Here is a 12,046-nt window from a genome sequence, read left to right on the forward strand (position 1 = left end):
AGGTGCGCCATGCACGCCACGTCCCCAGCCACTGACACCCGCCAACTGGTACTCGACGGCGCCCTGAGCATCTACACCGCCGCCGACACCAAGCCCCGTCTCAGCTCGGCCCTGCAGGGCGCCATCGCCCTGGAGATCGACCTCAGCGGCGTCGAGGAATTCGACTGCGCCGGCCTGCAGCTGCTGCTGGCCACCCGCGAGCAGGCACGCCGCATGGACATCGACCTGCACTTCCGTGGCGTCAGCCCGGCCATCTCGGAACTGCTCCGCCTCAGCGGCCTGGGCACGACGCTGCTCGCAGAGGAGAACCACTGATGAACCTCGACAGCGTGATCGGCACCTTCATCGCCGAGAGCCAGGAGCTGCTGCAGCAGATGGAAGATGCCCTGCTGCAGATCGAGCAGACGCCGGACGACGCCGAACTGATCAATGCCATCTTCCGCGCCGCGCATACCATCAAGGGGTCCTCGGGGCTGTTCGGCTTCGACTCCATCGTCGCCTTCACCCACGTCGCCGAGAGCGTCCTCGACCGCGTCCGCGCCAGCGAGGTGCGCTTCGACGGCGAACTCATCGCCCTCATGCTGCAGGTCGGCGACCACCTGGCCGGGCTGATCGGTCACCTCGCCGAGGGCCGCGATCTGGCCGAGCTGGCGGCCGAACACCACGCCCGCGAGGCCGAACTGGTCCAGGCCCTGCGCCGCTACCTCGACAACCAGGCCGAGACGGCCCCCGCCGCCGCGCAGTCCCAGGACACCGTGGAGGCCAGCGGCAACGGCCTCTGGCACCTGTCGCTGCGCTTCGGCCAGGACACCCTGCGCAACGGCATGGATCCGCTGGCCTTCGTTCGCTACCTGGAGACCCTGGGCAGCATCGTGCATGTCGAGCCGGTGCTCGAGCATCTGCCGGTGCTGGACGAGATGGACCCGGAAAGCTGCTACCTGGGCCTGGAACTGGCCTTCTCCAGCGCCGCCGAGGCGCAAGCCATCGAGGGTGCCTTCGATTTCGTCCGCGAAGACGGCAGCATCCGTATCCTGCCGCCCGGCGCGCCGCTGACGGCGCTGCAAGAGCTGCTGGAACTACGCGCCGCCGAAGGCGCCCTGCAAGTTGAACGCCTGGTGCGTTGCACAAGCTTTGACGCTGCACTGCTGGAGCAGGCCAATGGCTCCAGCGCTGTGGCGCCGGCAACGCACCAAGCGGCCATTCCCGCGTCCGGCGCCGGCGAAAGCCGCGCCGTGGCCAGCAAGGAAGCCCCACGCGCAAACGGTGACACCAACCTGATCCGGGTCGACGCTGCCAAGCTGGACCAACTGATCAACCTGGTCGGCGAGCTGATCATCGCCGGCGCCAACACCCGCATGCTGGCCCAGCGCAGCGGCCTGGCCGGCATGTGCGAATCCGCCGAAACGCTGTCGCGGCTGGTCGAGGAAGTGCGCGACAGCGCGCTGACCCTGCGCATGGTGCAGATCGGCGCCACCTTCAATCGCTTCCAGCGCGTGGTCCGCGACGTTTCCAGGGAACTGGGCAAGGACATCGTCCTGCAGGTCAGCGGCGGCGACACCGAGCTGGACAAGACCGTGGTCGAGAAGATCGGCGACCCGCTCACCCACCTGGTGCGCAACGCCATGGACCACGGTATCGAACCGGCCGAGGTGCGCCAGGCCGCCGGCAAGCCGCTGCAAGGCGTGGTGCGCCTGAATGCCTACCACGAGGCCGGTGGCATCGTCATCGAGGTGTCCGACGACGGCGGCGGTCTCGACCCGCAGAAGATTCTCGCCAAGGCCAGCCAGCGCGGCCTGATCGGCGAAGGCCAGCAGCTCAGCGACAAGGAGATCTTCAACCTGATCTTCGAGCCGGGCTTCTCCACCGCCGAGCAGATCAGCAACCTCTCCGGGCGCGGCGTCGGCATGGACGTGGTCAAGCGCAACATCACCGCCCTGCGAGGCAGCGTCGAGCTCGACAGCGCGCTGGGCCAGGGCACCTGCGTGCGCATCCGCCTGCCGCTGACCCTGGCGATCATCGACGGCTTCCTCATCGGGGTCGGCCAGGCCAGCTACGTCATCCCGCTGGACATGGTCGAAGAATGCATCGAACTGCCCAGCGAACAGCTCGCCGGCCAGGAGCACCTCGACCTGCGTGGCGACGTCCTGCCCTTCATCCGCCTGCGCCAGCTGTTCGAGGACCAGAGCCAGCCGCCCCGGCGCGAGAACGTGGTGGTGATCAGCTACGCCGGGATTCGCGCCGGCCTGGTGGTGGACCAGTTGCTGGGCGAGTTCCAGACCGTGATCAAGCCGCTGGGCAAGGTGTTCTGCCAGGTCCCGGCGCTGAGCGGTTTCACCATCCTCGGCAGCGGCGCCGTGGCGCTGATCCTCGATATCCCCGGCCTGCTCTCGCAAGTCAGCCAAGGCGGCAGCAGCCGCACCCTTTCCCCCTCCGGCAACCTCAGGAGTACTGTGCTATGAACCTGGCAACCCGTATCGCGGCCCTGGTCGCAACAGCTCTGATCGCCCTGACCCTGCTGGCCCTGCCAGCGCTGAACGCCTACCTGGCCCTGGGCATTGCCCTGCTCGCAGGCGCCGCCCTGGCGCTCCAGGGCTGGCAGCTCAACCGTGCGCTGCAGCTGCAGCTCGGCGGCGAACCGCGTGCACTGCATGACCTCGCCGAGCAGCTGGCGCAGGGGGAACTGCCCCGCACGAACCAGCTCCAGGCAGCGCGTGGCTCGCTCTTGCACAGCCAGCAGCAGACCGGCGAACAGCTCGCCGCGCTGCTCGCGGAGCTGAGCCGCGTGACCGACGAGCATGCCCGCGGCGACATCGACGCCGTCCTCGACAGCCAGCAACCGGGGGTATACCGCGAGATCGCCGTGGCGATCAACGCGCTGGTCGCCAGCCATATCGACGTGAAGAAGAAGGCCATGGCCTGCGTCCGTGCCATCGCCGAGGGCGACCTGCGCGCACCGCTGGAGCAGTTCCCCGGCAAGAAAGCCTTCATCAACGACACCATCGAGACCCTGCGGCGCAACCTCACCGGCCTGATGAGCGAGATGCGGCACATGTCCGACGAGCACGACAAGGGCGACATCGACGTGGTCATCGATGCCTCGCGCTTCGCCGGCAGCTACGCCGAGATCGCCCAGGGCATCAACGCCATGGTCGCCGGCCACATCAGCGTGAAGAAGAAGGCCATGGCCTGCGTCCAGGCCTTCGCCGAGGGCGATCTGAGCGCATCGCTGGAGCAATTCCCCGGCAAGAAGGCCTTCATCAACGACACCATCGAGACCCTGCGCGGCAACCTCACCGGCCTGATGAGCGAGATGCGGCACATGTCCGACGAGCACGACAAGGGCGACATCGATGTGGTCATCGACGCCGCGCGCTTCGCCGGCAGCTACGCCGAGATCGCCCAGGGCATCAACGCCATGGTCGCCGGCCACATCAGTGTGAAGAAGAAGGCCATGGCCTGCATCAAGGCCTTCGGCGAAGGCGACCTGAGCGCGCCGCTGGAACAGTTCCCCGGCAAGAAAGCCTTCATCAACGACACCATCGAGACCCTGCGCGCCAATGTCCAGGCACTGATCGAAGACACCCAGATGCTCAGCCAGGCGGCTCAGCACGGCCAGCTCGACACCCGCGCCGACGCCAGCCGTCATCAGGGCGACTTCCGCCGCATCGTCGACGGCATCAACAGCACGCTGGAAGCGATCATCGTGCCGCTGAACGAAGCCATGCAGGTCATCGCCGGCCTCGCCGAAGGCGACCTGACCCGCACCATGCACGGCCAGTTCCAGGGCCATCTGCACGACCTGCAACATTCGCTCAACAGCACCGTGGAGAAACTCAGCGACATCATCGGCCAGGTGCACCTGTCCACCTCGACCCTCAGCGGCGCCGCCGAGGAAATCTCCGCCACCGCCCAGACTCTCAGCCACGCCGCCTCCAGCCAGGCTGCCTCGGTCGAGGAAACCAGCGCGGCGATGGAGCAGATGTCCGCCTCCATCGCGCAGAACACCGAGAACGCCAAGGTCACCGACGGCATGGCCGGCAAGGCCTCCTGCGAAGCCAGCGAGGGTGGCCAGGCGGTACGTGACACCGTGGCGGCGATGAAGACCATCGCCGAGAAGATCGGCATCGTCGACGACATCGCCTACCAGACCAACCTGCTGGCCCTCAACGCCGCCATCGAGGCCGCCCGTGCCGGCGAACACGGCAAGGGCTTCGCGGTGGTCGCCGCCGAGGTCCGCAAGCTGGCCGAGCGCAGCCAGGTGGCCGCGCAGGAAATCAGCGAAGTGGCCAAGAGCAGCGTGTCGCTGGCCGAACAGGCCGGTGACCTGCTCGACCAGATGCTGCCATCGATCGCCAAGACCTCCGACCTGGTCCAGGAAATCACCGCCGCCTCCGAGGAGCAGAGCACCGGGGTCAACCAGATCACCTCGGCGATGACCCAGCTCAGCGATATCACCCAGCAGAACGCCGCCGCCTCGGAAGAGCTGGCCGCCACGGCGGAGGAGATGAACGGCCAGTCCGTCCAGCTGCAGCAACTGATGCAGTTCTTCCACCTGGCCAGCCGCGCCAGCGCCGGGGTGACCACACTCGGTCGCCCGCTGATAGCCGCGCCGGCGCGCGCAGCGGTGGTGGCGGACGACGAAGAGAGCGGCTTCGTCCGCTACGGGAGCTGAGCCATGGGTGCCCTCGTCGATCTGCCTCTGGACACGCCTGACGGCTGCGCACAACAGCAGCGCCAGTACCTGACCTTCCGCGTACAGCAGGACATGTACGCGGTGGCCAGCCGCTACGTGCGCGAGATTCTCGAGTACGACCAGGTCACCCAGGTGCCGATGATGCCCAGCCTGGTGCGCGGCGTGATCAACCTGCGCGGCGCCATCGTGCCGATCATCGACCTCGCCGATCGCTTCGGCCATGGCCTGAGCCCGCTCGGCGCACGCACCTGCATCGTCATCGTGGAGATCCTCGACGAGGACGAGACCCACCTGATGGGCGCGCTGGTCGATGCCGTCAGCGCCGTGGTGGAGATCGAGGCCGACGCCCTGCGTCAGGCCCCGGCCTTCGGCAGCCGCGTGCGCAGCGAGTTCATCGAGGACATGGCGCGCCTGGACGAACGTTTCATCACCCTGCTGCGCATGGAACAGGTGCTCTCGGTCGAGCAGATCGCGGCCATGGCCGGCCTGCGCAACGAATCCCTTTCCCCCGCTGCAGACGTGCGCTAACGCGCAGGAGCCCTGCCATGACCATCAGCAAGAAAATGACCCTCCTGGTTCTCTCGGCCCTACTCGGCATCCTGCTGCTGTCGGGTGTGTCCTACCAGCAGATGAACCAGGTATTCAACGCCGCCAACTTCGGCAACGTCAACTCGGTGCCCGCCATTACCGCCCTGGCCAAGCTCGGCACGGCGGTGAACATGCAGGTGCAACTGGTCTACGAACATGTACTGAGCTCCAGCGAGCAGGACATGGCCAAGGTGGAGCAGTCCATCGCCGGCAATCGTGGCGACATCCAGGCCGCCCTCGACGACTACGCCGCGACCATCTCCAACGAGCAGGACCAGCAGCTCTTCGACACCGAGCATCAGGGCATCGACAACCTCCTCCAGGGCATCGACAAGGCGCTGGCCCTGTCGCGCCAGCACAAGGACGAGGCTGCGCGCGAATCCATGCTCGAATTGCAGCACGCGGTCATCGACCCGCTGCGCAGCGCCATCGGCAAGCACCGCGACTACAACATCGCCATGGCCAACGACGGCAGCCAACAGGCCCAGGCCAGCCTGCAGCACGCCACCTGGATCGCCATCGCCGTCTCGCTGGCCACCCTGCTGGTCATCGGTCTGTTCGGCGGTTTCATCACCCGCAACCTGCTGCGTCAGCTCGGCGGTGAACCGGCCTACGCGGTGGAAGTGGTCAGCCGCATCGCCGCTGGCGATCTCAACACCGAGGTCAGCACCCGGGACGGCGACACCAGCAGCATGCTGGCCGCGATCAAGGGCATGAGCGAGAAACTGGCGCAGATCATCGGCGAAGTGCGCAGCAATGCCGACGCCCTCACCAGTGCCTCCGAACAGATTTCCGCCACGGCCCAGAGCATGAGCCAGGGCGCTTCCGAACAGGCCGCATCGGTGGAGGAAACCAGCGCCTCGATGGAGCAGATGTCCGCCTCCATCGCGCAGAACACCGAGAACGCCAGGGTCACCGATGGCATGGCCGGCAAGGCCGCGCGCGAGGCCGACGAAGGTGGTCAGGCCGTGCGCGACACCGTGGCGGCGATGAAGACCATCGCCGAGAAGATCGGCATCGTCGATGACATCGCCTACCAGACCAATCTGCTGGCCCTCAACGCCGCCATCGAGGCCGCCCGCGCCGGCGAGCACGGCAAGGGCTTCGCGGTGGTCGCCGCCGAAGTGCGCAAGCTGGCCGAGCGCAGCCAGGTGGCCGCGCAGGAGATCAGCGAAGTGGCCAAGAGCAGCGTGTCGCTGGCCGAACGCGCCGGCAGCCTGCTCGACCAGATGCTGCCGTCGATCGGCAAGACCTCCGACCTGGTGCAGGAAATCGCCGCCGCCTCCGAGGAACAGAGCGCCGGCGTCGGCCAGATCAACTGCGCGATGACCCAGCTCAGCGACATCACCCAACAGTCGGCCTCCGCCGCCGAGGAACTGGCCGCCACCGCCGAGGAAATGAGTGGCCAGGCCGAACAGCTGCAGCAACTGATGGACTTCTTCAAGGTCTCGTCCGCCCGCGCCCCGCTCCTCGCCCCACGCCAGCCGGCGCGCAGCCGCAGCGCCAGCGAAGCCGGTAGCGAGCTGCTCGAGCAGATGATCCCCAGCGGCTTCATTCGCTTCCAGTCCTAGCCCCCCAGCCGGGCACCTGCGGGTGCCCGAGGAGCGACCCATGCCCAGTTTCAACCCGGCCACGGCGCCAGACACCACCCAGCAGTACCTGACCTTCAGCCTCGGCGAGGAACTCTTCGCCGTCGGCACGCGCAACGTCCGCGAGATCATCGAGTACGGCCGCCTGACCCCGGTGCCGCTGATGCCGGCGAGCATCCTCGGCGTGATCAACCTGCGTGGCGGCGTGGTGCCGATCATGGACCTGCGCCAGCGCTTCGGTCAGCAGCAGACCCAGATCGGACGACGCAGCTGCATCGTCATCCTCGAGGTGGTCCGCGAGCAGATGCAGCAGGTCATCGGCATCGTCGTCGAGGCGGTCAACGCGGTGCTGGAGATTCCCGAGCAGGATATCGAGCCCGCGCCCAGCTTCGGCAGCCATATCCCCACCGACTTCCTGCTCGGCATGGGCAAGCTCGACGAGCGCCTGGTGGTGCTGCTGGACATCGGCCGGATTCTCTCGCTCGCCGACCTGCGCCAGCTCGCCACTGCCGCCGCACAACCCGAACCGGCCTGACCCTGGAGCGGCGCCATGACAGCCCTGAGCCTGAACAACCGCGAATTCCAGCAGTTCCGCGACATGATCCACGAGATCGCCGGCATCGCCATGAGCGACGCCAAGCGCCAGCTGGTGGCCGGACGCCTGAGCAAGCGCCTGCGCCATTTCGAACTGAGCAGCTATGGTGACTACTTCCAGCTGCTGATGAAGGACAAGGCCGAGCTGCAAACCGCAGTCGACCTGCTGACCACCAACGAAACCTACTTCTTCCGCGAGCCGAAGCACTTCGAGTTCCTCCGCGAGCGCCTGCAGGACGACCTGCGCAGCAGCCAGCCGCTGCGCGTCTGGAGCGCCGCCTGCTCCAGCGGCGAGGAGCCCTACACCCTGGCCCTGCTGCTGGCCGACTGCCTGCCGTCGCGGCCCTGGGAGATACTCGCGTCGGACATCAGCACGCGCATCCTCGACAAGGCACGCACCGGCATCTATCCGGAAGAGGACGCCAGCGGCATCCCCCGCGAGCTGCTGCATCGCCACTGCCTGCGCGGCACCGGCAGCCACAGCGGCATGTTCACCCTGGAGCCGGCATTGAAGCGGCGCATCGGCTTCCGCCAGATCAACCTCAACAACGCCCTGCCGGACGTCGGTGTGTTCGATGTGATCTTCCTGCGCAACGTGATGATCTACTTCGACCCGCCGACCAAGCGCCAGGTGGTGCAACGTCTCTGCGCACGGCTGCGTCCCGGTGGCTACTTCTTCGTCAGCCACTCCGAAAGCCTGCACGGCATCAGCGACGAGTTGCAGTCGCTGCGCCCCTCGATCTATCGCAAGCCCCATGCATAACCCGGACGGCGTCATCGAAGTGCTCCTGCAGCCAGGTGACCTGTACTTCGGCGACCGTCGCACGCGCATCCGCACGCTGCTCGGTTCCTGTGTGTCGCTGGTGCTGTGGCACCGCGGCGAACGCATCGGCGGGATGTGCCACTACATGCTGCCCAGCCGCCGCCACCCCGGCAGCCGGCTCGATGGGCGCTACGCCGACGAGGCCCTGCACCTGCTGCTGGAGAAGATCCGCGCCAGCGGCAGCCAGCCGCAGGACTACCGGATCAGCCTGTTCGGCGGCGGCAACATGTTCGGCGAGCTTTGCCAGCGCCACATCGGCCAGAGCAACGTGCGCGCCGGCCTGGAGCTGCTCGCCGCCCACGGCCTGAAATGCCACTCACGGCACGCCGGTGGCGATGGCTACCGCAACCTGATTTTCGATGTCTGGAGCGGGCACATCGCACTGCGTTGCCCCACGTCCCAACAGATCGCCACCCGGCGCTACGAGGCCCCCACGCCATGAAGAACACCAAGGTGTTGATCGTCGACGACTCCGCAGTCGTCCGCCAGGTACTGAGCGCCGGCCTTGCCGAACACACGGGCATCGAAGTCATCGGTGCCGCCGCCGACCCCCTGTTCGCCATGGACAAGATGCAGCGCAACTGGCCCGACGTGATCGTGCTGGACGTGGAGATGCCGCGCATGGACGGCATCTCCTTCCTGAAGAAACTGATGGCCGAGCGCCCGACCCCGGTGGTGATCTGCTCCACCCTGACGGAGAAGGGTGCCGCCACCACCATGGAGGCCCTGGCCGCCGGCGCGGTGGCCATCGTCACCAAGCCGCAGGCCGGGCTGCGCCAGTTCCTCATCGAAGCCACCGAAGAGCTGGTCGGCGCCATCCGTGCGGCGGCCCAGGCCCGTCTCAAGCGCCTCGGCCCGGCAGCGCCGGCGGTGCAGCCCAAGCTCAACGCCGATGCCATCCTGCCTGCTGCCAGCAGCGGCGCCATGACCCGCACCACCGAGCGCATCATTGCCATCGGCACCTCGACCGGCGGCACCCAGGCACTGGAACACGTGCTCACGGCACTGCCACGGGTCTGCCCCGGCATCGTCATCGTCCAGCACATGCCCGAGCGTTTCACCGCCGCCTTCGCCGACCGCCTCAACGGCCTGTGCCAGATCGAGGTCCGCGAAGCCCGCAACGGCGACCGGGTCATGCCCGGCCGCGCCCTGATCGCCCCCGGCGGGCGCCACATGCTGCTCAAGCGCAGCGGCGCCCAGTACGTGGTCGAAGTGGTCGACGGCCCGCCCGTCAGCCGCCACAAGCCTTCGGTGGACGTGCTGTTCCGCTCCACCGCCCGCGCCGCCGGCGCCAACGCCACCGGCATCATCATGACCGGCATGGGCGACGACGGCGCCCGCGGCCTGCGCGAGATGCACGAGGCCGGCGCCATCACCTACGGCCAGGACGAAGCCACCTGCGTGGTCTACGGCATGCCCAAGGAAGCCAGGAAACTGGGGGCGGTCGACCGCGAAGTGGCCCTGGAGCAGATTCCCGCCTGCATCCTGCGCAACGAACGCGGCTGAGCGGCCTTTGCCCGTCTGCCTCGGCGGGCGTAGAATCGAGCGATTGCTCGCCGGCATCACCGGCGGGCCCGTGAGCCCCGGCCGCGCGAGAGGTGATCCCGTCTCGTCATGCAGCCCCCCTACATGCGGCGATCAGCTGCCCGACGACGCTCACCGCACACACCTCCGAATTAGCCGCAGGACCCGACCATGCCTGATTACCGCTCGAAGACCTCCACCCACGGCCGCAACATGGCCGGCGCCCGCGCCCTGTGGCGCGCCACCGGGATGAAGGACGAAGACTTCAAGAAACCGATCATCGCCATCGCCAACTCCTTTACCCAGTTCGTGCCCGGCCACGTGCACCTGAAGGACCTCGGCCAGTTGGTCGCCCGCGAGATCGAGAAAGCCGGCGGCGTGGCCAAGGAATTCAACACCATCGCCGTGGACGACGGCATCGCCATGGGCCACGACGGCATGCTCTATTCGCTGCCGAGCCGCGAGATCATCGCCGACTCCGTGGAGTACATGGTCAACGCCCACTGCGCCGACGCCATCGTCTGCATCAGCAACTGCGACAAGATCACCCCCGGCATGCTGATGGCCGCCCTGCGCCTGAACATCCCGGTGGTGTTCGTCTCCGGCGGCCCGATGGAAGCCGGCAAGACCAAGCTGGCCAGCCACGGCCTGGACCTGGTCGACGCCATGGTCATCGCCGCCGACTCCAGCGCGTCCGACGAGAAGGTCGCCGAGTACGAGCGCAGCGCCTGCCCGACCTGCGGCAGCTGCTCCGGCATGTTCACCGCCAACTCGATGAACTGCCTGACCGAAGCCCTGGGCCTGTCCCTGCCGGGCAACGGCTCCACCCTGGCCACCCACAGCGACCGCGAGCAGCTGTTCCTGCGCGCCGGGCGCCTGGCCGTCGAGCTGTGCCAGCGCTACTACGGCGAAGGCGACGAGTCGGTGCTGCCGCGCAACATCGCCAACTTCAAGGCGTTCGAGAACGCCATGATGCTCGACATCGCCATGGGCGGTTCGACCAACACCATCCTGCACCTGCTGGCCGCCGCCCAGGAAGGCGAAGTGGCCTTCGACCTGCGCGACATCGACCGTCTGTCGCGCAAGGTCCCGCAGCTGTGCAAGGTGGCGCCGAACATCCAGAAGTACCATATGGAAGACGTGCACCGTGCCGGTGGCATCTTCTCCATCCTCGGCGAGCTGGCCCGTGGCGGCCTGCTGCACACCGACGTGCACACCGTGCACAGCCCGAACATGGCCGAGGCCATCGCCCAGTGGGACATCACCCAGACCCAGGACGAGGCGGTGCACCACTTCTTCAAGGCGGGCCCGGCAGGCATCCCCACCCAGACCGCGTTCAGCCAGTCGACCCGCTGGGACAGCCTCGACGACGACCGTGCCGAAGGCTGCATTCGCAGTGTCGAGCACGCCTACTCGCAGGAAGGCGGCCTGGCCGTGCTGTACGGCAACATCGCCCTCGACGGCTGCGTGGTGAAGACCGCCGGCGTCGATGAGTCGATCCATGTCTTCGAAGGCACCGCCAAGGTGTTCGAGAGCCAGGACAGCGCGGTGAAAGGCATCCTCGCCGACGAGGTGAAGGCCGGCGACATCGTCATCATCCGCTACGAAGGCCCGAAAGGCGGCCCGGGCATGCAGGAAATGCTGTACCCGACCAGCTACCTGAAGTCCAAGGGCCTGGGCAAGGCCTGTGCCCTGCTCACCGACGGCCGTTTCTCCGGCGGCACCAGCGGCCTGTCCATCGGCCACGCCTCGCCGGAAGCGGCTTCGGGCGGCGCCATCGGCCTGGTGCAGGACGGCGACAAGATCCTCATCGACATCCCCAACCGCAGCATCAACCTGCTGGTATCCGACGAAGAGCTGGCATCGCGCCGCAGCGAACAGGACCAGAAAGGCTGGAAGCCGGCCGCACCCCGTGCGCGCAAGGTGACCACCGCCCTCAAGGCCTACGCCCTGCTCGCCACCAGCGCCGACAAGGGCGCGGTGCGCAACAAGGCGCTGCTCGACGGCTGACCCCGCGTTGCGACATGAAAAGCCCGGCCTTGCTGGCGCAGCGTTGTTCATTTGAGGTTGCACAGGTTTGGCTCCCCTCTCCCATTTATGGGAGAGGGGCTGGGGGAGAGGGCTGAAAATGCCGCAAAACTGCCAGTTTCCCCCTCTCCGAACGCGGCCCGCCCTAATCCTCTCCCCAAAGGGGCGAGGGGACTATCGCGCCCGACCAACTCTTAAAGGAACAGC

General features: G+C 67.3%; 10 protein-coding genes. All 10 read left to right on the forward strand.

What is annotated here, in order from left to right:
* The first annotated feature begins 9 nt into the window (after nucleotides 1-9).
* The 10 genes from FIV02_RS22435 (at nucleotide 10) to ilvD (ending at nucleotide 11,821) form a co-directional block, all read left to right on the forward strand.
* Nucleotides 10-315, forward strand: coding sequence for a lipid asymmetry maintenance protein MlaB (locus FIV02_RS22435; RefSeq protein WP_037056486.1), 306 nt, complete (start codon nucleotides 10-12; stop codon nucleotides 313-315).
* Nucleotides 315-2,459: a chemotaxis protein CheA gene (locus FIV02_RS22440; protein ID WP_152489827.1), complete on the forward strand. Its 2,145-nt coding sequence runs from the start codon at nucleotides 315-317 to the stop codon at nucleotides 2,457-2,459. Before FIV02_RS22435 ends, FIV02_RS22440 begins: the two co-directional genes overlap by 1 nt.
* Nucleotides 2,456-4,672: a methyl-accepting chemotaxis protein gene (locus FIV02_RS22445; protein WP_152489828.1), complete on the forward strand. Its 2,217-nt coding sequence runs from the start codon at nucleotides 2,456-2,458 to the stop codon at nucleotides 4,670-4,672. Before FIV02_RS22440 ends, FIV02_RS22445 begins: the two co-directional genes overlap by 4 nt.
* Before the next feature lie 3 nt (nucleotides 4,673-4,675).
* Nucleotides 4,676-5,221 (forward strand): chemotaxis protein CheW, encoded by a 546-nt coding sequence (locus FIV02_RS22450; protein WP_150606901.1) that lies wholly within the window; start codon nucleotides 4,676-4,678, stop codon nucleotides 5,219-5,221.
* Nucleotides 5,222-5,238: 17 nt separating this feature from the next.
* A complete protein-coding gene (locus FIV02_RS22455) occupies nucleotides 5,239-6,852 on the forward strand; it encodes a methyl-accepting chemotaxis protein (RefSeq protein ID WP_152489829.1) in 1,614 nt (537 codons plus the stop codon).
* Between the two features lie 40 nt (nucleotides 6,853-6,892).
* Nucleotides 6,893-7,405, forward strand: a complete 513-nt coding sequence (locus FIV02_RS22460; protein WP_037055181.1) for a chemotaxis protein CheW — start codon at nucleotides 6,893-6,895, stop codon at nucleotides 7,403-7,405.
* A 15-nt stretch (nucleotides 7,406-7,420) separates the two neighbouring features.
* On the forward strand, nucleotides 7,421-8,227 hold the full coding sequence (locus FIV02_RS22465) for a protein-glutamate O-methyltransferase CheR (RefSeq protein ID WP_047588035.1): 807 nt from the start codon (nucleotides 7,421-7,423) through the stop codon (nucleotides 8,225-8,227).
* Nucleotides 8,220-8,729 (forward strand): chemotaxis protein CheD, encoded by a 510-nt coding sequence (locus FIV02_RS22470; RefSeq protein ID WP_152489830.1) that lies wholly within the window; start codon nucleotides 8,220-8,222, stop codon nucleotides 8,727-8,729. Before FIV02_RS22465 ends, FIV02_RS22470 begins: the two co-directional genes overlap by 8 nt.
* Entirely contained in the window at nucleotides 8,726-9,793 is a 1,068-nt protein-coding gene (locus FIV02_RS22475; protein ID WP_152489831.1) for a chemotaxis response regulator protein-glutamate methylesterase, read from the forward strand. Before FIV02_RS22470 ends, FIV02_RS22475 begins: the two co-directional genes overlap by 4 nt.
* 189 nt (nucleotides 9,794-9,982) lie before the next feature.
* The gene (gene ilvD, locus FIV02_RS22480; protein WP_152489832.1) at nucleotides 9,983-11,821 is read left to right on the forward strand and encodes a dihydroxy-acid dehydratase; all 1,839 of its coding nucleotides are present in this window, start codon (nucleotides 9,983-9,985) and stop codon (nucleotides 11,819-11,821) included.
* Nucleotides 11,822-12,046: the final 225 nt, after the last annotated feature.

Source organism: Pseudomonas sp. THAF187a, from assembly GCF_009363395.1.
Lineage (GTDB): Bacteria > Pseudomonadota > Gammaproteobacteria > Pseudomonadales > Pseudomonadaceae > Aquipseudomonas > Aquipseudomonas khazarica.

Coding starts and splice junctions, on each gene's coding strand:
- FIV02_RS22450 (WP_150606901.1), top strand. CDS start 4,676: ATGGGTGCCCTCGTCGATCTGCCTCTGGACACGCCTGACGGCTGCGCA.
- FIV02_RS22440 (WP_152489827.1), top strand. CDS start 315: ATGAACCTCGACAGCGTGATCGGCACCTTCATCGCCGAGAGCCAGGAG.
- FIV02_RS22435 (WP_037056486.1), top strand. CDS start 10: ATGCACGCCACGTCCCCAGCCACTGACACCCGCCAACTGGTACTCGAC.
- FIV02_RS22465 (WP_047588035.1), top strand. CDS start 7,421: ATGACAGCCCTGAGCCTGAACAACCGCGAATTCCAGCAGTTCCGCGAC.
- FIV02_RS22445 (WP_152489828.1), top strand. CDS start 2,456: ATGAACCTGGCAACCCGTATCGCGGCCCTGGTCGCAACAGCTCTGATC.
- FIV02_RS22460 (WP_037055181.1), top strand. CDS start 6,893: ATGCCCAGTTTCAACCCGGCCACGGCGCCAGACACCACCCAGCAGTAC.
- ilvD (WP_152489832.1), top strand. CDS start 9,983: ATGCCTGATTACCGCTCGAAGACCTCCACCCACGGCCGCAACATGGCC.
- FIV02_RS22455 (WP_152489829.1), top strand. CDS start 5,239: ATGACCATCAGCAAGAAAATGACCCTCCTGGTTCTCTCGGCCCTACTC.
- FIV02_RS22470 (WP_152489830.1), top strand. CDS start 8,220: ATGCATAACCCGGACGGCGTCATCGAAGTGCTCCTGCAGCCAGGTGAC.
- FIV02_RS22475 (WP_152489831.1), top strand. CDS start 8,726: ATGAAGAACACCAAGGTGTTGATCGTCGACGACTCCGCAGTCGTCCGC.